Raw genomic sequence first — 25529 nt, 5'->3', positions numbered from 1 at the left:
CGGCTCCTCTTTTTCCAGGCGGTGCGGGATCGTTGCCGATGCTGATTGTCGAATTCCTGATCAAGCGGATCGCCCAGGGCCTGCTCATCGTGGCCCTGACGTCGCTGATCATCTTCACGCTGCTGCGCGTGGTTCCGGGCGACCCGGTCCGCCTGATCGTGGGTGGCATGGCGCCGGACAATGTCGTCGAAGAAGTCGCCACCAAGATGGGACTGCGCGATCCGATCATCGTGCAATATGGCCGCTACATGGTAGGCCTCGCCAAGGGCGATCTCGGCCAATCCTATATCAGGCCGCGCAGCGGCGGTGTCGCGGCAGGCGGGCAATATGTCGACCCGACCAAGGCCGAGATGGCACCGGTGGCCAGCCTCATCCTCGAACGCCTGCCGTTGACCCTGCAGCTCGCCGGTGTCGCCCTGGTCTTCGCGTTGCTGATCTCCTTTCCGATCGGGCTCGCGGGCGGTCTCAACCAGCATGGCTGGCCGAATGCGCTGGCCTTCGGCGTGCAGTCGCTGTTCGTCTCCATCCCGAATTTCTGGCTCGCCATCGTACTGATCCTGTTCCTGTCGGTGAAGCTCGATTGGCTGCCGGCACTGGGTTACAAGGGCTTCAGCTATGTGCTGCTGCCGGCCTTCGTGCTGGCGGTGGAGATCTCGCCCTTCATCATCCGCACCCTGACGACCTCGCTGGGCGAGGTGATGCAGGCGCCCTTCATCGACGAAGCCCGCGTACGCGGCCTGTCGCGCCGGCGCATTGTCTATTCCCATGCCCTGCGCAACGCCTCGGTGCCCCTGGTCAACCTGCTCGGCATCCAGCTCTCCACCCTGATCGGCGGGGTGCTGGTGATCGAATACATCTTCGACTATCCGGGCCTGGGCAATCTCACCGTGGTCTCGGTGCTCGGCCGCGATTTTCCGGTGATCCAGGGCATCGCCATCACCACCAGCGCCGTCTTCGTCTTCATCAACATCCTGGTCGATCTCGTGGCCTATCTCATCGACCCCCGCGTGGAGATCTGAGCATGAGTATCGTGACCAGCGACGCCGTGCCCGTCCATGAACGGGCCCAGTCGATCAGCCGGCGCATCCTGGCCAGCGCCTGGGCCATGCCGAGCTTTCGCGTCGGCCTGTTCGTCTTCCTGGCGCTGCTCCTCGTCTCGGCAATCTATCCCGAGCTCTCGTCGATCTCAGCCACCAAGATGGTGGTGAAGGACAAGTTCATTCCGCCGCTGTTCCTGGGCGAGAAGTGGACCTGGCTCCACCCGCTCGGCACCGACCAGCTCGGCCGCGACATGCTGCTGCGCTGCCTGATCGGCCTGCGCTATTCGCTGCTGATCGGTATCGTCACCGTGGCGCTGGTCTTCCTGATCGGCTGCGGGCTCGGCCTGCTCGCCGGCTTCAAGGGCGGCTGGTGGGATACCGTCATCATGCGCATCACCGACGCGCAGCTCTCGATCCCGATGATCATCCTGGCCATCACCATCCTGGGCGTGACCAAGCCGGAAGTGCACACCATCATCATCGTGCTGGCCCTGTCCGGCTGGCCGCTCTATGCCCGTGTCGCCCGCAGCGCCGCCGTCACCGAGCGCGGCAAGGAATATGTGCGCGGCCTGCGCGTGCTCGGCGCCGGCGACTGGCGCATCCTCCTGCTCTATGCCGCGCCGAACATCCTGCCGCCGATTGCCTTCGTCGCCGTGCTGGACGTCGCCCGCATGATGATCTTCGAGGCGATCCTCGGCTTTCTCGGCCTCGGCATCCAGCCGCCGACGCCGAGCTTCGGCTCGATCATTTCCGACAGCCGCAAATATCTCATCAACGCCTGGTGGATCGCCACCAGCCCCGGCGTGTTCCTGGCCCTGGCGCTGACATCGATCAACCTGATGGGATCCGCCCTCGAAAAGGCGCGCAACAAGATCTATGGAGGCGCCTGAGATGGACAATTCCCCGATCCTGGAAACCCGCCATCTCACTGTCGGCTCGCCGCGCGACGAGGCGCCGGTGCTCGACGACATTGCGCTCACGCTCCACAGCGCCGAGATCTTCGGCATCTATGGCGAGAGCGGCGCCGGCAAGACGGTGCTCAGCCGTGCCCTCGCCAACTGGCTGCCCGAGAGCCTGGCTTATCGCCGCGGCTCGGTGCTGTTCGCAGGAAAGGACGTCACCACGGATTCTGCCGGCAACAGTTTCATCGTCGGCCGCGACATCGCCTATATCGGTTCCAAGCCCCAGAGTTCGCTCGATCCGACCCAGCCGGTAGGCGTGCAGATCTGCGAAAAGCTGCGCAGTGTGCGCCCGGCCTGGAGCAGGAAGGAATGCCACGAGCGTGTCATCCAGCTGCTCGGCGAGGTACGCATCCCCTCCCCGAGGGAGCGCTACTGGGAATACCCGTCCAAATTCTCCGGCGGCATGATGCAGCGTGCCATGATCGTCGACGCGATCTGCGCCGAGCCGGCCGTTCTGATCGCCGACAACATCACCCAGCCGCTCGACGTCACCATCGCCGCCCAGATCGTGGCATTGCTGCATGATCTCTGCCAACGCCACAAGATGGCGACGATCTACCTGTCGTCGTCGCTGGCGACGCTCGGCCAGTTCGGCGGGCGCACGGCCGTGCTGCACCAGGGGCGCCTGGTGGAAGAGCAGCCCTTCTCCGAGTTGATGCGGACGCCGCAGGACGACTACACCCGCCGCGCTATCGCCAGCGTGCCACGCATCTGGTCGACAAGCGAACAGCCGCTCTCGCGCCGCAACGAGGCCGACGCGCCGCTGATGCGGGTGGCTGACGCTCATCGCACCTATCTCGCCCGCAAGCGCGGCACCTTCAACACCTATCGCCATATCCAGGCGGTGCGTGGCGTCAGCTTCGACATCCTGCCGCGCGAGAACTTCGGCATCGTCGGTGAATCCGGTTGCGGCAAGTCGACCTTGACCCGCCTGCTCGCCTGGCTGGAAGCGCCCGACAAGGGCGACATCATCCTTGGCGGCGTCTCGCTGCGCACCCTTTCCGCCCGTGAGCTGCTTGCCAAGCGCGGCGAGTTCCAGCTGCTGCTGCAGGATCCCTACAACGCCCTGCCCCCGCGCACGACGGTGGGGCGGATGATCGAGGAAAGCCTGCTGATCCGCGGCAGCCATAGCGGCAAAGCACTGCGCGAGCGCGTATTCGCCGCCATGCAGGAGGTCGGCCTGTCGCCCCGCCTCTATGACGAGTTGCCCAATGCCTTGTCCACCGGCGAGCGCCAGCGCATCTCGATTGCCCGCGCCCTCGTGCTCTCGCCCAAGCTGCTGATCCTCGACGAAACCCTGTCCGCCCTCGACCAGCGCGAACAGGCCAAGCTCATTGAGCTGTTCTCCAGCCTGCAGGAGAAGAACGATCTTACCTATGTCTTCATCTCCCATGACCTCGCCATGGTCCGGAAGGTGTGCACCCGCATCGCGGTGATGTATCTGGGCGAAATGGTCGAGATCGCCGACAATCACGATCTCTTCTTCGAGCCGCAGCATCCTTACACCAAGGCCCTGCTCTCGGCTGCGCCGACCCTGGAGGAAAAGCCTTTCGATCCGCAGGACTATCTGCTCGAAGGCGAACCGCCGAGCCCCATCGACATCCCGCCCGGCTGCAGCTTCGCTTCCCGCTGCCCCAAGGCTTTCGGGCGCTGCCGCACCGAGACGCCAGCATTGAAGGAACATCGCCCGGGCAGCTTTGCCGCCTGCCATTTGCTCGATGCGGAGGCGGGAGAGAAGTCGGCGGCGGCATAATAGAACGATTAGTCTGGAATAAAGCGCAACCAGTCTTCTCCACGTAGTGGGGAAGGTGGCCCGGCGAAGCCGGGTCGGATGGGGTGTGGTGAGCAACGCTCCATTCTTCGAAAGCTGGCACGACGGTAGTGCCATCGCGTTGCTTTCAGCGCGCTGCCCGCCACACCCCATCCGTCATTTCTTCGAAATGACACCTTCCCCACTACGTGGAGAAGACTGGTTGCGCTCTATTTTGTAAGGCGAACACAAGTCGCCTTGATGCGGTCGACGGCCAATTGCAGCGAGCCGATCGCCAGATCGTCCGGCAGGCGCAACACGCGCCACCCCTGGCGTTCCAGCCAGGCCTGGCGCTCTCGATCATAAGCCGCAGCTTCCTCATTCTCATGCGTGCGGCCATCGACCTCGATGACCAGGGCGGCCTCATGGGCAGCAAAATCCACGGTATAGGGACCTATCGGCACCTGCCGGCGGAACTTGACGCCAACGCCACCAGCTCGCAATTCCCACCACAGCATGCTCTCCGACTTGGTCATCAGCCGCCGGCGTTCCCGCGCGAATTTGCGGCTGGATTGTCGATAGGAACGCGGCTCATTCATGGAGAAAGCATGAAGCGGCTACCGCCGCGATTCAAGCATCCCGCCCCTACTCCTCCGTCACCAGGCGCCAGATCACTTCCGTGAGCACTGCCAGCCCCTTGTCGAGGGAGGTCTCGTCGGTGAATTCGGCGGGGTTGTGGCTGAGGCCGTTCCGGCTCGGCACGAAGATCAATGAAGCCGGCACGCACTTGTTGAGGGCAAGCGCGTCATGGCCGGCGATCGTCTTCATTTCCATCAAGGAAAAGCCCAGATCCCGGGCGACCGAAGCGGTCAGCGCTGCGCCATGTGGATCGAGCGCTGCCGTGCCGCGCTGCTCGTCGGCCGCGACCTCGACGTCGACGCCCAAGGACGCCACTGCAGCCCGCGTCTCGGCCAGAAAGCGGTCGCCGAGCCCGAGGGCGATCGCGGCATCCTCATGTCGGAACTCGAACCAGACCTGGACCCGGCTGGGCGTCACATTGGGCGAATTGGGAGCGACGGTGATGCGGGCCGCTGACGCATGGGCGCCGGTGCGGCTGAGTTCGATCAGGCAGTGGTGCAGCTCGATCGCCCTGGCAGCCGCCCGCAGGGCATCGCGGCGGCGGGCCATGCGGGTCGGGCCCGTATGTGAGGGCTCGCCATGAAAGACCAGCGACAGCTTGCGCGCCGCCCAACAGCCGGTGACGACGCCGATCTCGACCCCCTCTTCCTCCAGAAGCGGCCCCTGCTCGACGTGAAGCTCGACATAGCGCCGGGGTTCCAGGGGCAGGTCTGCGGTGCCACGATAGCCGATGGCGGTTAGCGCTTCCGCCAGGGTGACGCCAGTACCGTCAGCAAGAGCGAGGGCGGCATCGAGCGCAAGCGTGCCGGCAAAGACTGAACTGCCGGTCAGGCTCGGCTGGAAGCGGGCGCCCTCCTCGTTGGTCCAGTTGGCCAGGACGAGATTGCGCCTGGCCTTGCCCGGCTCGACGGCCGCACGCGCGGCGACCGCCTCGATCGCCAGAAGGCCCGCCAAGACGCCATAGACGCCGTCAAAACGACCGCCGGTCGGCTGGCTGTCGAGATGGGAGCCGACGACCACCGCATCCTTCGACGACGGGGCCAGGCTGGTAATGCCGAACATGTTGCCGATGGGATCGACATGCAGAGCGAGCTGGCGGCCACTGATTTCCGCCGCAAGCAGGGCACGGGCCTGCCCGTCCTCCGACGTTCCGGTCAGGCGGCAGACGCCGCCATCGGGCGTGGCGCCGATCCGCGCAAAAGTCTCCAGCAGGCTGTTCAATGTCGAGGTCATGCTCGCCTCATGCCCGGGGCTGGAGTGGCCAGTCCATGGTGATCGACCTAAGGTCCTCCAGTGCCTTGGTCACCTGCAAGACGCCGAGATCGTCGCAGCGATGGCCGATGACCTGGATTCCGATCGGCAGATGCCGGTCGTCAAAGGCCGTGCAGACGGTGGAGGCAGGCTGGCCGGTCTGGTTGAACAGGGCCGTGAACACGGTATGGGCCAGCGGCACCTCCCGCGAGACGCCCGGTTCCTCGGCTGGGAAATTCACCACCGGCAAGGTCGGGGCGATCACATAGTCCCAGCCCTCGAAGGCGGCGAGCAGCACCGCTTTCATCTTCGTGATGGCGCTGAGGCTGCGAAAGAGATCCTCACCCGAATGCGAGGCCCCCTGCAGGGCCCAATCCCGCACGTATTGATTGATACCGTTGCCGTCATGCGCAGGCAGGTCGCTATATTCGACGAAGCCGCGGACCTGCAGATAGAGGTCGATGGGGGCATAGGCGTCCTGGTCCAGCGGCGAGACGAAGGGTTCGACGATAGCCCCGGCCCCCTCCAGCAACCGGCCGGCAGCCTCTACGGCTGCATGCACGGCGGGTTCCGGCTTCGGCCCGAACCCCATATCGGTAAGGACGCCGATGCGCAGCCCCTTGAGGTCGCGTTCGAGATGCCGGTGATACTGCATGCCGTCGCCCGGGAAGCTCCAGGTATCGCGCTCGTCGGGACGCGTCAGCACGCTCAGCATGCGGGCGATGTCCGCGACCCGCCGTCCCATCGGGCCGGCCATGCGCATGGTGTCGGGTGGCAGATGCGGCACCCGGCCATGGCTCGGCTTGAGCGAGGCGAGCCCGCAATGGGCCGCGGGCAGGCGCACCGAGCCGGCAATGTCGGTTCCAACAGACAGGAAGCCCATGCCGGCCGCGACCGAGGCACCGGCACCGGAGGAGGATCCGCCCGTATTCCAGGACAGGCCCCAGGGATTGCGGGTGATGCCGTGCAGCGAGCTGATGCCTGATGCCATCAACCCGCAATCGGGCATGGTCGTCTTGGCGAAGATCGGGGCGCCGGTCTCCATGAGGGCAAGGGCGGGCGGCGAATTGTAGGTCGAGGCCGGCTGGTTTCGGTTGGCGGCAATGCCGTGGGTGTAGGGCCAGCCCACCATGGCCACGCTGTCCTTGACGGTGACCGGGATGCCGTCGAGCACACCAGCGGGCGTACCGGCCCGATAGCGGGCCTCGGAGGCCCGGGCCGTGGCGAGGGCCTCGTCCGGCCGCAGGCAGAACAGCGCGTTGACGGCGGTATTGGTCGCCTCGGCGTGTTCGATCACCGTGCGCGTAACCTCGACCGGGGAAAGCTCCCCTGCCGCATAGGCGTCGACGATCTCACCGACACTCATGGCGACAAGGCTGGTGATGGACATGGAAGGCTCCCTGTTCCGGCGCGGATAGGAGCACCGGTGATACCGCTCGACCTAACGGGTTTTGGCCAAGCTCGGGTAGAGGCGCAGTCTGCCGGACAAGAAATCATGGAGCATCAGACATCCTCACCGCAGCCTTTCGCGGCGAAGATAGGATCGGGGCAATGGCTTGCGCCATAGCCTCCAAAATCACCATCGCTAGGGCAAAGTGCGTCAAACGAAACGCTCCGGCTCTAGTTCCTTGTTTCGACATGCCTTTGTGATTCCAGGCGATTTCGCAAAGGTCTTGGCGACACCACAAAGGCTCCGGGGGCCGACGACGGAATGAGTATGTTCGAGGAGGAGCGGGCACGTGCCGAGGCCCATGTCCGACAGCTGCCCGGCTGGGCAGCACGCGCGATCACGACGGAACCAGCCATACCGGTGCTTGCCTCACCGAGTTGGCGAGGCGTCGACGGCTCGCCCTGGCGGGTCCGCGACAAGGCAAGCGGCGACAGCCTGTTCGTCAAACTCATGCATCCCGACGCCGCCTTCTACATCGATGTCGCCTGCGCCTTCCAGGCGGCGCGGCAGGCCTCCGAACTCGGTATCGGTCCTCATGTCTACCTCGCGGACGACGGCACGGGTGCCCTGGTGATGGAGGACCTCGACGCCGGCTGGCGTACCGCCACGCTGGAGCGCCTGCTCGAACAGGATATCGTCGATCGCGTTCTTGTCGCGCGCCGGCGTTTTCAGGAAAGCTCCGCGCTCTCCCGCACCAGCAGCGTGTTCGACGAGATCGAGCGCTTCCACCGGGATGCTCGCGCGGCCAAAGGCCAATTGCCTGCCGATGCGGACTGGCTGCTGGCGGAATTGCGCTATGCCGGCGAGGCGCTGGCGCCTGGCCGAAAGGCGTCGGTGCCCAGCCATGGCGACGGCAATGTCTCCAACATCATGATCAGCGAGGCTGGCGAGATCCGCTTGGTCGACTGGGACAGGGCTGGGAATGCCGACCCACTGGAGGATCTCGGCAGCTTCCTCGCCGAAGCCTTCGACCAGGAACCGGAGGCGAGGGATGCTTTCGCCCGCAGCCAGGGCGGCTTCGACGAGGCCGCCTACAACCGCGCCTGGCTCTACGGCGTGGCGGATGATCTGCGCTGGGGGCTGATCGGCACCCTGGTAGCCGCCCGCTCGCCGCGCAACACCCTGGAATTCCATAAATTCGCCAGCTGGCGCCTGGTGCGCTGCCGCATGGCCGCGCATTCGTCCCGTTTCGGCGAAGCGCTGCGGAGGATCTGATGTCCGTCAAGAAACGTCTCGGCGAGGCCGCCAGCGAAGCCGAACATCGCCTCGAGCAAGCAGTCGCCCGGGTGCCGTCCTGGCAAGGCCGCAGCGTGCATTATACCTCCCTGGTAGGCGGTTTGATGAACCAGAACTGGGTTGCCGAGATCGAAGGCGATGCCAGGCGCTATTTCATCAAGGTGCCTGGTGCGGGCTCGGAGATGTTCATCGATCGGGTCGCCGCCAATGAAGCCGCGCGCAACGCCCACGCGATCGACGTGGCGCCCGAAGTGGTGTTCTTCGATGCGGCGGATGGCCTGGAGATCAGCGAATTCCTCGACGGCTACCGGGCTTGCACCAATGCCGATTTCTCCGATCCGGCCATCCAGGCCGACGTGCTCGACATCTATCGCCGCCTGCATGCCAGCCCGGCTCTGTCCCTGACCAAGACCATCTTCGACATGATCGAGGAGCATATCGAGCAGGGCCACGAACTTGGCGCCCATTTTCCGCCGGCCATGCCCTGGATCGAGCACCGCTATCGCCAGGCCAAAACCGCCTTCCTGGCCTCGGGGCTCGATCTCGTACCCTGTTTCAACGACCCGATGCCCGGCAATTTCCTGATCAGTGCCGACGGTGCCCCCAATTCGCGGCCGATGAAACTGATCGACTATGAGTTCGCCTCCAACAATGAACGGGCCTATGAGCTCGGTGTGCTGTTCGCCGAGATGTTCTACGACGAGCGCAAGACCCTGGAGCTCATCGAGGAATATTGCGGCTCGGTCCGGCCCGACATGGTTGCCCGCGTCATGCTTAACCGCGCCCTGGCCGACGTCAAATGGGCGAGCTGGGCCGTGGTCAACCGCAAGCTCAACAGCTGGGACTTCGACTACCAGAAATATGGCGTGTGGAAATATATGCGTGCGCGCCAGGTCATGTACGACCCGCGGTGGGAGAGCTGGCTGCGGCAGATCTGATCATCTTGGGGGGCTGGTTTTGCGACCAGCCTTTCACGCACCGCACCTGCGGGCAAGGTTGGGCGGGTCCGAAGACCCGCCCCCCAATCAAGGCGAAGCCTGCAGGGTGTGGGACCTGAAACTATGGCGCGGCAGGCGCTCCTGCGTCTCCACAGCCGGCAGCGGCGCCTTCAACTCTGGCACCTCCTGCGCGGTACGCCGCGCATCACGCGGCGCCATGTTGAACTGGCGGCTGAAGCTGCGCGAGAAATGCGAGACGTTCTTGAAGCCGACCTGGTAGGCGATCTCCGAGACCGTGAGTTCGTCCCCCCGGATCGCCCACCAGCAGCTCGTAGGCCCGCTGCAGACGCCTCAACTGCATGAACTGGCTCACCGTGGTGTCGTCGTCATTGAACAGGCTGTAGAGATAGCTCAGTGAGATCCTGCTGCTGGCGGCGATCTTGCGAGGTGTCAGTTCCTGGTCGCCGAGATTCTTCTCGATGAACTCGAAAATGCGCCTGCGCAGATGGTAGCGCGCATTGCGCACATCCACGGTCGAGCCGCGATCCTCCGCGCCGATGGCTAGCGCCACGAAGCTGAAGATCTCGGTGGCGAGCGCTTCCGGATTGGGCGGCGGGCAATCGGCGAAGACTTCTGCAACACTGCGCAGCAGATCCACCATGAGACGCGTCATTTGTACATTGGCGCCGAAGCGGCGGCCGATGTGATCGTCGACCGACGTCATCCGCCCCCGCAGTTCCAGCACGGGAATGCGCAGCACCATGAGCGTGGTGTTCTCCTGGGCAGAGAATTCGTGAAATTCCATCTGGCTGAACAGCCCATACTCGCCGGCCCCCACGCTGCCTGTACGGCCGGCCTGCGCATAGTGCAGCCTCCCGCTCAGGGGAACCAGGAGCATGTAGCAGGCCTCGCTTGCACCTCTGGCCGGCTCGCAATGACAGACCCGCTCTCCCTCGGCCTGCGTGATTTCCAAAGTGAGCCGGCCGATATGGATCGGCCGTGATGCCGCGGGTCGCGTGCGGATGGCAGGATGATGCATGAGGTGGCCCCGTTCGATCTGTCTGGATGGTGTTCGGTCTTGTTATGGTTTCGGCCCGCAATCTGGTGCAGACTCGGCCTATCGATGGCTCTGCGGCCACTTTGCCTGAGAGGTTAGAGAAAGTTGTGATCCTAGCGGATCACAACTTTCTCTAACTCTTTGTTTTAACGCCTTTTCTTGATCGAAAAATCTGTCAACTTTTCTGGAAAATGCTCTAGCGCGTCCCCTCCCCGGTATTCTCGCTTCGCGGACCGGCAACGATGATCTCCGTGCCGGCCTCCTTGAGGCCGCCGGCGAGCGAGCCTTGCGGCTGCCGATCGGTGACCAGGCGGTCGATCGCATCCCAGCGCGAGCAGATGGCGACCGCGAGCTGGTCGAATTTGGCGTGATCGGCCACCACGATCGCCTCCGCGGCCCGCTGGACCATGGCGGCATAGACGGCACCGGCCTCCTCGTCGGCATCGTAGATGCCGCGGGCACCCAGGCCAGTGGCGCCGACAATGGCGCGATTGGCCTCGTAGCCATTGATGCTGGCAATCGTCTGCGATCCCAGCAGATAGCCTTCGCTGGCATGGACGCGGCCGGCACAGAACAGTACGCGGATGGTCGGGTTGGTGCCGAGCGCCATCGCGGCGGCGAAATCATGGGTGATGACGGTGATGTCGCGGTTGCGGGCGGCCAGGAAGCGGGCGACATGATAGGTCGTGGTGCCGCCACCCAGCATCAGCACTTCCTTGGGCAGGATCATGGCCGACACCGCCGCGGCGATGGCTTCGCGCTCGGCGATCATCACATGGCGGCGATCACTACGAGAGGGTTCGTGCGCAAAGGGACGCGAAGCCCCGCCATAGGTTCGATTGATCAGGCCCTGTTCATGCAATTCGAGGAGGTCGCGCCGGATCGTCTCACCGGAGACACCGAGGGCGGCGGCGAGTTCGGACGCCCGCAGGGTCGGCGCGGCGGAAAGCTGCGCGATGATGCGCTGCTGGCGCACTTCCTTGGAAAGCCGGTCACGTTCCTGGCTCGGCTGAGCCGAACGGGAATGTCTGTCTTCCTTCTCCGCGGACGGCGCATCGCTTGCCATCGATCACTCCACCGGTTGGCGTCGCTGCTGGAAACGGGACTTAGCGTCCTCTCCCATGATCTTGTTCCAATAAATGTGGAATGTCCACAAAAAATGCGGAACCTTCCTCACATCTACATGCTACCGCCTTCTCTCAACCATTCTGTTTCTTGACCAAATGGATAAAATAAATGTCGGTTTTTATGTAATTTTCAAAATGAGGCACGGTCTGACACTGATATTCTTCGAACTGTGTGCTGAGCGTCTTTGAAGATTGTGGAACCTCACACACAATTCAATGTTGGATGCAAAGTTGCTCATCTCCCGCAGGGAGATGCCCGTCAGCCCCACCGGAAACCGCCTGGACCAGCCATGCAGATCGAGAAGGAAATCCTCGCCCTCAACGCCTATGACCCAGCGGCGGCCGCGCCCGGCGACGAAAAAACGCGCCGCGCGGTGGAGCGGCGCCTGGGTGCTTTCGGGCGAGCAGCCGTGCTGTTCTATCGTGAGCCCATCGAGGCGGTGAGCGCCGAGGGCGTGTGGATCCAGGGTGCGGATGGCAGGCGCTATCTCGACGTCTACAACAACGTGCCCTCCGTCGGGCACTGCCATCCGCGTGTGGTCGAGGCCATCCGGCAGCAGGTCGGCACGCTGAACATCCACACGCGCTATCTCAATGCGGTCGTCGACAGCTATGCCGAGCGCCTGCTGGCGACCCTGCCGGAGCCGATCGGCAATGTCGTCCTCACCTGTACCGGCAGCGAGGCCAACGACCTTGCGCTGCGCGTCGCCCAGGCGGCCACTGGCGGCACAGGTTTCATCGTGACCGAAATGGCCTATCACGGCAACACGGCGGCGGTGACCGATATCTCGCCGTCCTCGCGCCCGGGCCGCCCGCTTGCACCGCATGTGCGGACCGTGTCGGCACCGGATTCCTACCGCAGAACGGACGAGCATCCCGGCGAGGCCATGGCCGCCGCCGTGACCGAAGCGATCGTGGACATGGCGGGCAAAGGCATCCGCTTTGCCGGCATGATCGCCGACACCATCTTCTCCAGCGATGGCGTCCATGCCGACCCGCCCAGCCTGCTGGTGCCCGTCATCGATGCCGTGCACGCCCAAGGCGGCCTCTTCATCGCCGATGAGGTCCAGCCGGGCTTCGGTCGTACCGGCGACGCCCTCTGGGGGTTCCAGCGCCACGGCATCGTTCCCGACATCGTCACCATGGGCAAGCCGATGGGCAACGGCTTCCCCATGGGCGGCATGGCACTAAGCCCGGATCTGCTCGCCGCCTTCAACACCAGCGACAGGTATTTCAACACCTTCGGCGGCAATCCCGTGGCCGCCGCCGCGGGCCTCGCCGTGCTCGACGTGATCCGGGACGAAGGCCTCATCGAGAATGCCCGAGAGGTCGGCCGCTATCTTCGCAACGGCCTGCAGGAGATTGCCAACCGGCATCTTGCCATCGGCGAAGTTCGCGGCGCCGGCCTGTTCATCGGCCTGGAATTCGTCACGGACCGCGAAAGCAAGACCCCGGCGCCGGAAACGGCCAGTGCCATGATAAACGGACTGCGCGAGCGCGGGGTACTGATCGGCGCGGCGGGCGCTTATGGCAACACCTTGAAGATCCGTCCGCCCCTCTGCTTCGGCAGGGAGCATGCTGACGCCTTCGTCGACCATTGCGATGCGGTCCTGGAGCAGATCGGCGGCTAGGAAAAATGCGGCGTCGTGTCCGCTGCTGGCTGTCCGAACCTTTGCCAAGCCATGCCCAAAAGTCCCGCAACCGCCTGTTGGCCTCACTTACTCCACACCTGAATGATCAGTTTCGTTCGATCACAGTGGAAGTAGGAGTGCGCCATGCATAGTTTGTCCCTCGTTGCGATCTTGTCGTTATCGCTTGCGGCAGCAACTTCGGCATCGGCCCAGTTGCTCGGCGAGAAATACACGCGCTACCCTGGCCAGCCCGCCTGTACGCTTTTCGTCTCCCTCGACAAGATCAAAGCGGGGCGCCCGCTTCCCACCGATTGCATCAAACTGCGGCAATTCCAGAGGGTGACCTATCAGCGCAATGTGGGGGGCTACGAGGTCATCGATGTCGGTGGCCGCATCTATTTCACCTTCGGAAACTGCGATTACACCGGCAATACCAGCCCGTCCAAGAGCTGCTTCACCTTCAAGTCCAACGCCGCGGATATGAAGGCCGATGATATCGGACTTGCCGAACGCAAGGCGGCCGACAGTAAAAGACGCCTGGACAAGTGCCTGGAGCAGGCGGCGCCGGCTCGGCCCGGCGAGCGAAAGGCCGCGCAACGAAGCTGCACTTCCTTTGCCGCGACATATAGGAACGAGAAGAAGAATCTGGATCGAATCCGCGCCCAATAAATTGATTATTGAAGATTCCATTGGGTGCGGAGATCTTTCAGAAAGCAACTCGTCCACGTCGCGCGACGTGCGACGATAGTCCGAGCGTTGAAGTGTTCGGCGATGCAGCGCAAAGCTCGCCGGCCGCACGCCAAATGTCCGACGTGTCATTAAACCATCATCCACCCCCGGCCATAGTGCTACCCACAAACTGGCCACGCGCCCGCTCGCGGTGGATGCGCTGTCGCCATGGCACGACTGGTTTTGGCGGGGTAATGCAGCATGTCTTTTCGCATAGATCCGAACGCACGGTTTCGCTTCGATCCAATCCGGAATGTCAGCTTCGCGCTCCCCCCGCAGCAGCAGAAATTCTTCGAATCGCAGGTCGACAAGGCCGTGCGCGAACGGGCCGATGCTGGCGGGCCCAAACAACTCGACTCGAAGACGGAGAAGACGGTCGTCGTCGAACAGGGCGACAGCCTGTGGAAGATCGCCGCCGAGAGCAACGTCAAATTCGCGGACCTCATCGCGGCCAATAAGGGGCATCTCGATGCCAATGGCGAGGCGCTTCATCCCAACGACGTCGTCATCATCCCCGAAAGCGCGCCCGAGCTGGTCGCCAAATCCCCCACTAGTGCCGATGGCGTACCGTCTGGAGAAAAGGCCTTTCTCGACGACCTCTACGGCCAGGGCAACAAGCTCGGCTACCAGGACGGGATCTCGCTGGAAGAGCTGAATGCCGGCGGGGCGGCCATCAAGGCCGATATCGGGGCCTATCTCGACGCCCTGCCGCCGTCCCAGCGCCAGGCGGCTGCCCTCCGGATCGCCGCTTACGACTGGTCGGATGGCGGGCCGGCCAAGGCCAGTGCCGAGGCAGCGATCAAGGAGCGCGGCCTCGAGACCGATCCCGAGGAGGCCTTTGCGAAAGGCCTCTATGAACACGGCAACAAGGGTGCCGATTCCGACGACCCGAATTATGATTTCGCAGCCGAGCAGAAGCAGCTCACCGCCGATACCAAGGTCTATCTGGCCGGTCTGCCAAAGGCCGAGCGGCCGGCCGCGCTGCAGCGCCTGTTCGATCGCGACTGGACCGATGGCGGCCCCGTCTTGGGCGCGATCGAGACCGCCGGCAAGGAATTGGGCATCACCCTGCGCCCTTCAGGCCATGCCGGCCCGCAAGTGGAAGGCGCGGCGCGCAAGATAATCGATGATGCCAATGCTGCCGGCAGCCCGGGCGAAGCCTTCAAGAAACTGGCCGACGGTTATGCCAAGGCGACACCTGAGGTGAAGCAGGCCATCGCGAATTCGCAGGATGCCCGCATCCTCATCCAGGCGGCAGCCGACGAGGCAACGCAGAAGCTGAAGGGCTACGACCCCAAGAAGGCGAGCAGCGACCAGGGCGATGCCGCGACCGTGATGTACAATCTGTGCTGCCTGGTGGACAAGGCTGATCCCGCTCTGGCGGTGAAGCTGATGCAGGCCGCCCTGCCCACCATCGAGGCCGCCAATGCCACACGCCAGCGCGAGATCGGCACCAATCTGGTCGGCATGGAAGGCCTGTCGAACCTGATGAAGATCATCGACAAGATGGGCGATGCACCCGGCGCTTCGGCCATCGTCGAGCGCTTCGCCGACATCGGCAGCTACAACATCAATTCCATCCCCCAGGCCATCGCCAGCGGTTCGCGCCTGGATTACCCGCTCGCCCTCGGCTATCCAGTCGACGAAACCATCACGCCGAACGTGCAACAATTTGCGGCTGGCACAGTGAACAAGGATGTCGATGCCTATCTGGAACACACCAAGGAGCTGCAATATCTGATCGCCAGCAAGGGCCCGCTGATGACGCCGGAGCAGCTCACCCAGGCGATCGCGGACTACAAGACGGGCAAGGGCCCGCAATGGCAGCAGAAGGAACAGGATCTGGCCGCCAAGATCCGGGAGGACGGCAAGAAGCTCCTGGTCCAGATCGACCAATTGGGCCATCTGCCGCCCGAGCTCGCCCAATATCAGAAGCATGCCAACGACACCCTTGCCAAGCTCCTCGGCGACGACAAGACCGCAATGGCGCTCAACATGACGCTGACGCAGGAGCCGACCCTGCTCGGCCTGCCGCGGTTCGACAAGCTTGCCGGCACGCTGCGCTTGACCGATCGAGGCCGCAAGATCGTCGAGGAAGCTGCGACCCAGCTGATCCGGCGCACGGTGATCCCCGGCTTCGCCGATTTCGATCCCGGAAACCCCGCGACCTTCAAGAAGGTCGACGAAGCCCTCGTTTCCTTCAAGGACGGCAGCATGGCCAAGATGCTCGGCGTCAAGCAGGGCGAACTCGACAAGGCCATCAAGCTGGTCGAGGATTCACTGCCAAAGGCCGGTGACGCGCCCGCCGAGGTGGAGCGCAAGATGCGCCAGCTCAATGCAGGGCTGGACGACATCACCGACGCCAATGGCATCAAGGCCTTCAAGAACGACACGACACCGGGCAAGATCCTGCGCATCATCGGCACCGCCGCCACCTTGGCAGGTCTTGCCAATTCCGGCGTCAACTTTGCCAACAACCCAACCTGGAAGGGTGGCCTGAAGATGGTGATCGATGCCGCCGGCGTCAGCCAGCGCGTGATCGAGCTCTCGCATGGCTTCGGCCTTCTCTCGGGCGGCAACAAGTCGGTGGAGGTGTTCGGATCCAGCAGCAAGCCGGCCGTGAAGGTTCTCGGTGCCGTCGGCGCGGTCTTCGATGTCTGGAACGCGGTCGATTATTTCAAGGCGGGTGATCCGACGATGGGGAGCCTCTCCCTCGCCGCGGGCGGCGGCACCGTCATGGCCGCGCTCGGCACCGGCACAGCCTTCGGCCCGATCGGACTGGCCGTCGTCATCGGCGCGGTGATCGCCCAGTTCGTCGTGGCTGGTAATCGCGACAACCATGAGTTCGAGACGGGCGACGCGACCGCCTTCCTCAAGCGTGCCGGCCTGTCGGAGGAGGCCGCTACCGCCCTCAGGAACCAAAGCCGCGAAGGCTACAGCCCCGTGCCGCTCCTCATCAAATATGGCGAGGCCAAGGGCTTCAAGATGAACGATCCCGCCAGCCGCCAGGCCTTCATCGACTGGATCGACGCCATGCCCAAGGCGGCACGCGACACGCTGATCAGCAACCTGCACCACACGCTCGCCGGCCTCAAGGGCGATGCCTCCAAGCTCACGGCGACGGCATCGTCCGATTCAACCTATACGGATCCCTCGCGCTTCAACGCCAAGGAGGATTTCACCGCCCCCGACGACTACGGTTCGGGCGAGGTGACGGTGCATATCGACAACACCGCTTCCAAGGTTCGCAAGGGCGAAGCCGGCCCGGCCTCGGTCGCGCAGATCGATGTCGCCCTCACGGCACTCGGCATCGCCGTCCCCGTGGCCTGAGGGACCGGACGCCTTGCGGCCTTGGGACATCGCCTCGACTGCCAAGGCTGGCGGCTCGATACTCGATACTAGACCAGCCCGTTCTTGACGAGGTGGGCAACGATGGCGGGGAAATAATCCGCCTCGACATAGGCGCCCAGGGCCGTTCGCTCGAACAGCGCCTCCGCCAGGGCGGCATCCTCGACGATCGCCAGGTCCAGTTCGCGGGCTTGCGAGCGGAGGCTTGCGACGGCCGCCCCCTCGCCCTTGCCGACCACCACCGGAACGGGCGTTTCGCCACGCACATAGCGCAGGCCGACCAGATGGTCTCGGCCGGCGACGACCAGGACGGCATTGGCGAGGCCGAGCTTATAGGGCCGGCTGGTCACGTCGCGGCGCTGGCGCTGCAGCTCCTGTCTTATCAGAGGATCTCCCTCCAAGTCCTTGTGTTCGCGCTTGTATTCTGTCTTTGTCATGCGCATGTCGCGCAGGAAGAGCCCGCGCTGGATCGGCACGTCGATGAGGCCGACGACGATGAAGGCAAGCGCAGCCGCAGCGCCGAGGGGCGTGAGGATGGCGAGCAGCGTCGGCTCCAGACAGGATTGGCCGCAGGCCGGAACTTCGAAGAGCGGCTGCAGCCAGGCGGCCAGGATGGCGACGAAGACGGCTGCGAGCAGCAGCGTCTTCATCAGGCTCTTGGCGAACTCGACGACATTGCGCAGGGACGCGATGCGCTTGAGCCCCTTGGCAGGGTTGACATGTTCGAATTGCGGCTTGAGCGGCTCGAAGGAAAACACCGGGCCGCGCGTTGCGATGGTGCTGACCAGAATCGTCACGCCGATGACGACGCCCGCCAATGGCACTACGATATAGAGGAGCGTGATCATCGCCTGATGGATCATGGCACTGGCGGTCTCGGCGAAAGGGGCCGATTGCGCCTCCGCGACAAGCTCGGCGAATTGCTTGATGCGATCCATGATGCCAGACCCGGCGATATAGAGGAAAGCGAGAGCGGCGAAGATCGAAAAGCCTGAAACCAGGTCCCGGCTGTTGGAAACCTGGCCTTTGCGCCGTGCATCGCGCAGTTTCTTTTCCGAAGCGGGAAGTTTCTTTTCTTCACTTTCCTGGGACATGTCAGCGCCCTATACCATGCGTACGCACACTATTTCCTGCGCGTTTTTGCGCGTTTCCAAGGTTCCTCGTGGATGACCTGCGTATATGGTTTCCGTGGCAGGAGGCTTGCGATATGATCCGGCGGCTTTCAGGAGGATCGGCATGCGGCTGCGCACGGCGTTTTGTCCCGTCTTTGCGATGATGGTGCTGTCGGCATGCACCACGGCGCATAATGCCAACACGCCCGATGTCGGCCTGAGCGGCGCATCGAACACGCAATCCTCCCGCCTGATGCGGCTGGCCGCCGATGTCGAATCGCATGGCGACAAGGGAACCGCCCTCGCCCTCTACGAACGGGCGGCGGCCGCACCCGACGCATCGGCGACGGCCAATGTCGAGGTCGGCGACGCCTATGTGCGTGCGGGCTCCTATCCCAATGCGATAGGCGCCTATCGCACTGCGCTGGCGAAATCGCCCAAGGACGGCAAGGCGCTGGTCGGGCTGGGCTCGGCGATGATGGCGACCGGCGACAACGAGGCCGGGCTCCGCGCCCTCGGCGAGGGTGCGCAGATCGTCAACACCAGCAGCGCCTATAACCGGCTCGGCGTAGCGCAGACCGTGGCCGGACAGACCGGTGCGGCCGAAGCCTCCTTCTCGCGCGCCCTCACCCTGTCGCCTGCCGACCTCGACATCAAGGCCAATATGGCGCTCGCCGCATCCCTCGCCGGCGACGCGCCAAAGGCAATGCCGTTCATCCAGCAGGTTGCGGCTGCTCCGGACGCGCAATTGCATCACAAGCGCAACCTCGTGGTCTGCTACGGGCTGCTGGGTCAGGACAGCCAAGTCCGCACCACGCCACCTGTCGGCCTTTCCAGCAGCGAGGTCGATGCGCTGCTGGCCCGCACCCGCTCGATCCGTGCCAAGGCCAGCCCCAGGGAGCGCGCCGAGGCGCTCGGCCTGATGAACACCGCGGCCAGCGCAAGTTAGTCGATGGTGTGATCCTTCCCTCGGCCCGGATCCGACCCTAATCCGAGGACTGCTGCGTCGCGCTGCCGCCGGCACCCCCGAGATTTCCCGATGAGGATGCATCCCCCTCCTTCTCCCCCAGCAGATATTTGCGGGCCGCGCGCGCCGTAGGGGCGCCGGCGGCAGGACCCATGCGCCGGCCCTCGACAAGGTCACCCTGCCTTTCGGCCATGCGCTGCAGATTATAGGCATTGGCACAACCTGGCGGCAGATGGGCCCCGAGGTCGGGCATGGCGGCTTCCACCGTGCCCCAGGCCGGGCGTTGGACGTCGGCCGGAGGTCCCAGGCAGGCATCGGGCACCAGCACCGAGCCGGTCGCTCCCTTGGCCGAGCCATGGCCGCCATTGGTCGCCACATAGCTATAGCCAGGCGAATAATCGGCCGTGGAGCCCGCCGAGCAACCGGCCAGGCCAATCAGGCAAAAGCCAAGGCCGGCTCGCAGGAAATTCGCGTTCATCGCTGCCGTCCTTCCTATTTCACGATGAGGCCCATGCCGGCGGTATTCGCCGGCTTGCGAGCCTTCTTGTTTCGCGCGGGCCGGTCGATCGGCGTGGCGAGGTCATGGCTTCGCACGGGCTGGACGAGATAGGGCGTGACCAGGATCACCAGCTCGGTTTCCTCGCGCTGGAAGCGCTCCGACTGGAAGAGCGTGCCGAGCACGGGCACGTCGCCCAGGAAGGGGAACTTCTGCAGGCTCTTGGCAAATCTCTGCTGGAACAGCCCGGCGATCGCGAAGGTCTGCCCGCTTGCCACCTCCACCGTGGTATCGGCCCGGCGCACCACGAAACTCGGCAGGTTGAAGCCGCCCAGGGTAACGCCGCCGGAATCGGAGATCGAACTGACCTCCGGCTTGACGTGAATGGCGATGTGGCTGTTGGGGAGCAGGGTCGGGGTGAAGTTGAGCGAAACACCGAAGGACTTGTATTCCACCGTCACGGTATCGCGGCTTTGCGGAATCGGCACGGGAATCTCGCCGCCGGCGAGGAAGCTGGCCGTCTGGCCCGTCACCGCGGTCAAGTTCGGCTCGGCCAGGATCTTGACGATGCCGTTGCGCTGCAGGGCTTCGATGAGCGCGCTGACATTGACGGCATTGGATCGCACACCGATGCCGAGATTGCCGCCGCCCTCGCTCACGCCGCCGGTCTTCAAGAGGCCGAAGGAGAAATTCCCCGAATTGGCGAACACGCCCCAGTCCACGCCGAAGGACAGCAGCTCGGAACGCGAAACCTCGGCAAAGCGCACCCGGATATTGATCTGCTGCGAGCCGGAGATGGTGGTGTCATTGATCGGCGGCCGGTCGGGCTGCGAATAGGTGCGCGCGACATCGTCGGTGTCGAGCGCTTCGTCGACGCTGCCGGCATTGCCGGTGGCGACGATGCGGTCCCCGAAAATGGTGAGATTGGTGGCGCCCCGAGGCTGCAATACCTTCTGCGCCCGCTGGGCGGGCCTGGGATCGGTGCTGACCCGGAATTCCGTGGTCGCCTCGATCTTCTGGTCGGCCGTCACCGCGATCAGATTGGTCAGGCCGGGCTTCAGCCCGAAGACATAAACCAACTGCGGCGAGACGATCTGCAGATCCGCGATGGTCGTATCGGCGACCAGCACAGCTTCGACCGGCTGCTTGAAGCGGAACAGGCGGCCCTGCCCCACGGCGAGGTCGACACTGGGTTTGCTCGGCAAGCTGGTCATGGTCTGGGCATGGACGCCTTGCATCAGGCCCAGCAGGAGAAGCACGAAAGCGGCAAGCACGGCCAGTTGCCGATACAGGAGAGACCAACCGATTTCCGGGGCGAGACCCGTTGCATGGTTGACCATGCAAAGGCCGGCCCTGCCGTGACTTGTCATTCCGTTCCTCTCCTTTTGATGCCGTCAGTGCCCGCCCTGCCCCGTGTCAGGCGGCCCCTTCATGTTGTTTGGCCGGGCGGGTGGTGGCGAGCGATGGCCGGGCAGCGCCTTGGCCCTGCAGGCTGGTGATGGTGGCGAGCGGCTGCACGTTGAATTCCGGCGCAAGCTCCTGATAGGACAGAACCGCGAGTTCGAGGCCGTTCTGGGCCAGAAAGGCGCGCATGTGGCGCCGGACGTCTCCAGCCGTCAGGACGACGGGGGTGGCGTCCGGCGCGGTTTCGGCCAAAGCCCGGCCGATCTGAGCCACGATGGATTGGGCCTGCTCCTCCGGCAGGCCGAGAAAGCCACCCAGCGCCGCCGATTGCTGGCCAGCGCGCAGCAATTCTTCCGCCGAAGGCTGCATGACATAGGCGGCGATGACGCGGTTGCGGTCGGCGACACGGAAGCTGATCTGCCGTTTCAGAGCAGCGCGCACATGCTCGGCAAGCAGTGCCGGATCCTGCTCGCGAGCGCCGGCTTCCACCAAGGCTTCCAGAATGATGCGCAGATTGCGGATCGGCACATTTTCCGCGACCAGCCGGCGCAGCACCTCGGCAATTTTTTGCAGCGGCACGGCTTCGCGCGCTTCCCTGACCAACTCGCCATAGTCTTCCTCTGCCTCGGAAAGCAGCGTACGGGTCTCCTGGATGCCGACGAAGTGCCCGGCATAGCGCTTCAGCACGTCCTCGGTCCATTTGCCGACGACCTCCCCCGGCCCGAAGGAGGTCAGCCCGGCCTCGGCCAGCGCCGGCGCCGCACCGGCTTCGACCCAGACCGCATTCTCCCGCGGCCCGGCCGGATGTTCCTCATAGGCGAGGCCGAGCAAAGTGAGATTGGCGGCATCGCCTTCGACCTTGATGCGGTCTTCGGGCAGATCCGCCTCGAGCACCGGTGCCTCCTCCACGTCGATGCGGACGTGCTGCCTCGGCAAGGCCGGGTCCTGATAGACGCCGATGCGGGGCAGTTCGACACCCAGATCGTCATAGAGGCGCTGGCGAATACCGCCCACATGATCGTCCAGCGCCATCCTGGCGAGCATGGTGCCCTTGCCATAGCGGACCAGGATCCGGGTCGAAGGCAGGGCCTCCTCCCCTTCCTGGGTTGGAAGCGAACCAGAAGCCGCGCCCGACCGCGCGATGTCGGCGGCGGCGACAGGGCCCGAGCCCTGTCCCTCTTCCTTCGTCCCCTTGGCATTGCGATGGAGGGCATAGGCGCCGGTCCCCAATATAGCGCCGAGAATCAGGAAGACGATGGTGGGGAAGCCGGGCACCAGGCTGAGACCGAGCAGGATGACCGCCGCCAGGCCCAGCGTGCGCGAATCGCGCAGCAATTGTCCGGCGATCTGGCCGCCGAGATCGCCTTCCCCATCCGCCCCGGCGACGCGGGTGATCATGGTGCCCGAGGCCACCGCCACCAACAGCGCAGGGATCTGGGCGACCAGGCCGTCGCCCACCGTCAGCAGGGCATAGGTGGACGCCGCCACGCCGATCGACATGCCATGCTGGAGGGTGCCGACGGCAATGCCGCCGATCAGGTTGACCAGGATGATGACGATGCCGGCGATGACGTCGCCCTTCACGAATTTCATGGCGCCATCCATGGCGCCGAAAAGCTGGCTTTCGCGTTCGAGACGCTGCCGGAGCCGGCGCGCCTCCGTCTTGTCGATGTCGCCATTGCGCAGTTCGGCGTCGATGCTCATCTGCTTGCCGGGCAAGGCATCCAGGGTGAAGCGCGCGGCGACTTCCGCGACCCGCTCCGCGCCTTTGGCGATGACCAGAAACTGCGCGATGGTAATGATCAGGAACACCACCAGCCCCACGGCGACGCTGCCGCCGACCACGAAGGTACCGAACGCCGTGATGATCTGGCCGGCGTCGGCCTGAAGCAGGATGAGGCGGGTCGTGGTGATGGTGATGGCAAGTCGGAACAGGGTTGCGATCAGAATGACCGACGGCAGCGACGAGAAATCCAGCGGATGGCTGACATAGAGCGCGGCAAGCAGCACCAGCACGCTGATCGCAATGTTGGTGGTGATGAGGACGTCGACCAATTCCGTCGGCAGGGGAATCAGCATCATCACCACGGCGACCAGCATCATGATCGCGATGACGAGATCGGCGCGTTTGGAGGCTTTTGCAAGGAACGTCAGAACGCGGTCAGGCATGGTCATTCAGCTCTCGTTGCGCCAGAAAGTCCTGAAAGGACTGGCGCGCTTCCACTGTGCGCCCTGCCGCCAGCAAGGCCTTGCCCCTGAGCAAGGCGAGGGCGGGATGATCGGCGCTTCCCAGTTTCTCCAGCCGTTCGATCGTGGCGAGCGCCTTGTCCGCCTCTCCGCCCAGCACGAGCAGATGGGCCAGGGTGCGCAGCACTTCCGTATTCGCCGGCTCGAGCTGAGCCGCGATGAGGAGATAGGCGGTGCCGCGCTTGACCTGCCCGTGGCGGCCATAGAGATGGCCCAGCAGGTGCAGCAGCTTCACGGTGTCCTGCCGGTCGGTCAGTTTTCGGTTTCCTTCTGCAGCCGCGCCATCAGGTCGCGATGACGTTCGATCTCTTCCTCCATCAGCGATCGGGCGAGGCTGCGAAGCTGGTCTCCTCCCTCCAACTGGGGCACCAAATCGGCAATGCAATAGCGTAGAATGGACACCGAGCGGCGCAGGATGGCCGAGCCCGCTCCCTTGGGCATGGTGAAATCCAGGAGTTCGTCATCGAGGGAGCGCTTTGCCGATGGTCCCGCCGGCCTGCCGGTCGATCGCGCCGCCGTCTCCGAACGCTCGCTCTTGTTCGTCTTGCCGGCTTCTCCGGAACGCGACTCGATCGAATGCAGCCGCCGCCGGTTGACCGGAGGTCCCTGCAAGCCCTTGACGTTCGTCTCCTGGCTGGACGAACCGAGATTGGGGGCATCGAGGCGAATTGCATCCAGCCGTCGGGTCATCGGTATTTCAAAGTGAGCGTCGTACCGTTCTTGGCCAGCCTCAGATCATCCTCCCCAATCTTCTCGATGATCCAGCCGCCGGTGACGAAAGCCCCTTCGTGATAGCGCGCACCATCGCTGGCGATGACATAGGGCCGCTCCCCGAACCAGATCGCTCGCAAGGTGAGCGGCGGCGACTGGGCCGGCTTGCCCGTCTCGACGCGTGAGACGAGAGGGACGCGGTCGCCATAGGCTTGGTCGTAGCGGGCCTGGATGTCCCGCCAGGCCTCACCTTGCTGCACCGGCAGCACGCCCGAAACGACCAGGCGGTCCTTTTCGGCGCCGATCGTCAGATTGGAGAATCCGGCGGCGGCCAAACGGCCTGCCAGGTCGTCGCGAGCACGGCTTGCCGGGTTGGCTCCGCCGTTCAGGCTCGCGACAGCCGGCTGCGCACCTGGCTTTTCGGAAACAAACGGAAGCGGCTGCGGCTCTTCGGCCGGATGGGCCTGGGAGGAAAATGCCGTGGCGCTCGGCAGCCAATTCAGGGCGTGCGAGGCCCCTACCACCGTGACGACGATTCCGCCACTCGCGAACAGCAGCCTGCGGAGCCATGTACCGCCGTCAAAACGCGTCGCCATCGCCGAGCGGCCGCGCAAATCGAGCCGAAACCGCGCCTCGCCGATGCCGACCTCGAGCGGCAGGTGACAGCGGCGGCCATGGCCCTGTGGCAGGATTTCCCCTTTTGCAAGGCTGAGCGCCCCGCCGAGCGCCTCGATCTCCACCCGGCGCCCCCGGCAACGCAGGCGCGCATGCATGGGCGCAATTCCCGCATCCCTCAGGACGATCTCGGCGTCCTTGCCCGAGCCGATCGTATAGTCCGCCTCATCGAGGCCGAGACTGGCGCCCTCATGGAGGCCGCCGGTCACCTCGAAGTCCATGGTGGCTTCGGGCTCGAATCGCGCCTTGTTCGCATCTGCGGCCGGCGGTGACGAGGGCCGACGCAGGGCACGCGCCTCACCTTGAGCCTTGTCGATCAATCCGGTGGGCATCGATCCCGTCCCCAATCCCCAATCGGGCCTCCTTTTCCGATCTGCGTCTTCGGAAAGCGACTCCGACAATGCGGTTCAAGCGCCGCCAGCCGAAGCCGGCGGCGCTCGTGACTCAGGTCTTGCTGCCGCGGGTAATGTTGTCGGCGGCCTTGTTTTTGACGCCGATTTCAGTCGTCGCCACCTGAAGCTTCAGGTTCAGCAAGAACATCTTTTCCATTTTCGCGATCGCATCGTCGACAGCTCCGCTGGGGCTGCTTGATGCGTTTGGATTTAGGGAAGACACGGACATCGTTCACTCCTTGAATCGCGCTTCGAACGGCGAGATCACAAGACCGCGAAGGGCATCGCTCGGATCGCCGTCGTCGGCATGCTAGTGAATCTCGAAATGAAAGTCCATTTGGAATGCGCGTTATTAATAAGTTCCAAT

23 protein-coding genes are annotated in these 25529 nt (G+C 64.2%); 9 read left to right on the top strand and 14 right to left on the bottom strand.

The features are described from left to right. Positions 1-38 precede the first annotated feature (38 nt). From ACN6KF_RS30850 to ACN6KF_RS30840, 3 genes are read left to right on the top strand one after another with little or no spacing between them, the layout of a single operon-like run. Entirely contained in the window at positions 39-1019 is a 981-nt protein-coding gene (locus ACN6KF_RS30850) for an ABC transporter permease (RefSeq protein WP_434960693.1), read from the top strand. A gap of 2 nt (positions 1020-1021) precedes the next feature. After that, on the top strand, positions 1022-1930 hold the full coding sequence (locus ACN6KF_RS30845; protein ID WP_434960692.1) for an ABC transporter permease: 909 nt from the start codon (positions 1022-1024) through the stop codon (positions 1928-1930). Position 1931: 1 nt separating this feature from the next. Next, complete coding sequence (locus ACN6KF_RS30840; protein ID WP_434960691.1) at positions 1932-3755, top strand: ABC transporter ATP-binding protein; 1824 nt, start codon at positions 1932-1934, stop codon at positions 3753-3755. A gap of 227 nt (positions 3756-3982) precedes the next feature. Here the strand turns inward: ACN6KF_RS30840 and ACN6KF_RS30835 are convergent, their stop codons facing one another. Genes ACN6KF_RS30835 through ACN6KF_RS30825 form a run of 3 tightly spaced genes read right to left on the bottom strand, consistent with a single transcriptional unit; the run spans position 3983 to position 7032 of the window. Continuing rightward, a complete protein-coding gene (locus ACN6KF_RS30835; RefSeq protein ID WP_434960690.1) occupies positions 3983-4351 on the bottom strand; it encodes an endonuclease domain-containing protein in 369 nt (122 codons plus the stop codon). Between the two features lie 46 nt (positions 4352-4397). Next, entirely contained in the window at positions 4398-5624 is a 1227-nt protein-coding gene (locus tag ACN6KF_RS30830) for a Zn-dependent hydrolase (protein WP_434960689.1), read from the bottom strand. A 7-nt stretch (positions 5625-5631) separates the two neighbouring features. Continuing rightward, a complete protein-coding gene (locus ACN6KF_RS30825) occupies positions 5632-7032 on the bottom strand; it encodes an amidase (RefSeq protein ID WP_434960688.1) in 1401 nt (466 codons plus the stop codon). Positions 7033-7353: 321 nt separating this feature from the next. Here ACN6KF_RS30825 and ACN6KF_RS30820 point away from each other — a divergent pair, with 321 nt between their 5' ends. Beyond that, entirely contained in the window at positions 7354-8307 is a 954-nt protein-coding gene (locus ACN6KF_RS30820) for a phosphotransferase (protein ID WP_434960687.1), read from the top strand. Further along, positions 8307-9266 carry a phosphotransferase gene (locus ACN6KF_RS30815; protein WP_434960686.1) on the top strand — a complete coding sequence of 320 codons (960 nt, stop codon included), beginning with the start codon at positions 8307-8309 and terminating at the stop codon, positions 9264-9266. The genes ACN6KF_RS30820 and ACN6KF_RS30815 overlap by 1 nt, the downstream gene beginning before the upstream one ends. Positions 9267-9353: 87 nt before the next feature. Here ACN6KF_RS30815 and ACN6KF_RS30810 read toward each other — a convergent pair whose 3' ends face one another. The 3 genes from ACN6KF_RS30810 to ACN6KF_RS30800 form a co-directional block, all read right to left on the bottom strand. Next, a complete protein-coding gene (locus ACN6KF_RS30810) occupies positions 9354-9551 on the bottom strand; it encodes an AraC family transcriptional regulator (RefSeq protein WP_434961351.1) in 198 nt (65 codons plus the stop codon). Further along, positions 9472-10305 carry an AraC-like ligand-binding domain-containing protein gene (locus ACN6KF_RS30805; protein WP_434960685.1) on the bottom strand — a complete coding sequence of 278 codons (834 nt, stop codon included), beginning with the start codon at positions 10303-10305 and terminating at the stop codon, positions 9472-9474. The genes ACN6KF_RS30810 and ACN6KF_RS30805 overlap by 80 nt, the downstream gene beginning before the upstream one ends. A 214-nt stretch (positions 10306-10519) precedes the next feature. Then, complete coding sequence (locus tag ACN6KF_RS30800) at positions 10520-11389, bottom strand: DeoR/GlpR family DNA-binding transcription regulator (RefSeq protein WP_434960684.1); 870 nt, start codon at positions 11387-11389, stop codon at positions 10520-10522. A 351-nt stretch (positions 11390-11740) separates the two neighbouring features. Here ACN6KF_RS30800 and ACN6KF_RS30795 point away from each other — a divergent pair, with 351 nt between their 5' ends. The 3 genes from ACN6KF_RS30795 to ACN6KF_RS30785 all read left to right on the top strand — a co-directional run bounded on the left by ACN6KF_RS30795 (position 11741) and on the right by ACN6KF_RS30785 (position 17140). Then, on the top strand, positions 11741-13081 hold the full coding sequence (locus tag ACN6KF_RS30795) for an aspartate aminotransferase family protein (RefSeq protein ID WP_434960683.1): 1341 nt from the start codon (positions 11741-11743) through the stop codon (positions 13079-13081). A 144-nt stretch (positions 13082-13225) separates the two neighbouring features. Next, positions 13226-13750 (top strand): hypothetical protein, encoded by a 525-nt coding sequence (locus tag ACN6KF_RS30790; protein ID WP_434960682.1) that lies wholly within the window; start codon positions 13226-13228, stop codon positions 13748-13750. Positions 13751-14011: 261 nt separating this feature from the next. Continuing rightward, positions 14012-17140, top strand: coding sequence for a LysM peptidoglycan-binding domain-containing protein (locus ACN6KF_RS30785; RefSeq protein WP_434960681.1), 3129 nt, complete (start codon positions 14012-14014; stop codon positions 17138-17140). Positions 17141-17208: 68 nt separating this feature from the next. Here the strand turns inward: ACN6KF_RS30785 and ACN6KF_RS30780 are convergent, their stop codons facing one another. Further along, positions 17209-18252 carry an EscU/YscU/HrcU family type III secretion system export apparatus switch protein gene (locus tag ACN6KF_RS30780; protein WP_434960680.1) on the bottom strand — a complete coding sequence of 348 codons (1044 nt, stop codon included), beginning with the start codon at positions 18250-18252 and terminating at the stop codon, positions 17209-17211. A gap of 142 nt (positions 18253-18394) precedes the next feature. On the opposite strand from ACN6KF_RS30780, the gene ACN6KF_RS30775 reads away from it, so the two are divergent. Beyond that, the gene (locus ACN6KF_RS30775) at positions 18395-19219 is read left to right on the top strand and encodes a tetratricopeptide repeat protein (RefSeq protein WP_434960679.1); all 825 of its coding nucleotides are present in this window, start codon (positions 18395-18397) and stop codon (positions 19217-19219) included. Between the two features lie 37 nt (positions 19220-19256). On the opposite strand, the gene ACN6KF_RS30770 is transcribed toward ACN6KF_RS30775, so the two are convergent. The 7 genes from ACN6KF_RS30770 to ACN6KF_RS30740 form a co-directional block, all read right to left on the bottom strand. Continuing rightward, positions 19257-19715, bottom strand: a complete 459-nt coding sequence (locus ACN6KF_RS30770; RefSeq protein WP_434960678.1) for a hypothetical protein — start codon at positions 19713-19715, stop codon at positions 19257-19259. A 14-nt stretch (positions 19716-19729) separates the two neighbouring features. Continuing rightward, on the bottom strand, positions 19730-21103 hold the full coding sequence (locus tag ACN6KF_RS30765; protein ID WP_434960677.1) for a type II and III secretion system protein family protein: 1374 nt from the start codon (positions 21101-21103) through the stop codon (positions 19730-19732). Positions 21104-21149: 46 nt separating this feature from the next. Continuing rightward, on the bottom strand, positions 21150-23312 hold the full coding sequence (gene sctV, locus ACN6KF_RS30760; RefSeq protein WP_434960676.1) for a type III secretion system export apparatus subunit SctV: 2163 nt from the start codon (positions 23310-23312) through the stop codon (positions 21150-21152). Beyond that, on the bottom strand, positions 23299-23619 hold the full coding sequence (locus ACN6KF_RS30755; protein ID WP_434960675.1) for a hypothetical protein: 321 nt from the start codon (positions 23617-23619) through the stop codon (positions 23299-23301). Before ACN6KF_RS30755 ends, sctV begins: the two co-directional genes overlap by 14 nt. 17 nt (positions 23620-23636) lie before the next feature. After that, positions 23637-24074 carry a hypothetical protein gene (locus ACN6KF_RS30750; protein ID WP_434960674.1) on the bottom strand — a complete coding sequence of 146 codons (438 nt, stop codon included), beginning with the start codon at positions 24072-24074 and terminating at the stop codon, positions 23637-23639. Beyond that, positions 24071-25102 (bottom strand): SctD/MshK family protein, encoded by a 1032-nt coding sequence (locus tag ACN6KF_RS30745; RefSeq protein ID WP_434960673.1) that lies wholly within the window; start codon positions 25100-25102, stop codon positions 24071-24073. The genes ACN6KF_RS30750 and ACN6KF_RS30745 overlap by 4 nt, the downstream gene beginning before the upstream one ends. A gap of 112 nt (positions 25103-25214) precedes the next feature. Continuing rightward, complete coding sequence (locus ACN6KF_RS30740) at positions 25215-25391, bottom strand: hypothetical protein (RefSeq protein WP_181160973.1); 177 nt, start codon at positions 25389-25391, stop codon at positions 25215-25217. Positions 25392-25529 lie beyond the last annotated feature (138 nt).

The organism is Labrys methylaminiphilus subsp. lupini (genome assembly GCF_051161885.1).
In the GTDB taxonomy this organism is placed as follows: domain Bacteria; phylum Pseudomonadota; class Alphaproteobacteria; order Rhizobiales; family Labraceae; genus Labrys.
Note: the sequence above shows the minus strand (reverse complement) of the source record. Positions and strands in the feature narration are given on the sequence as shown.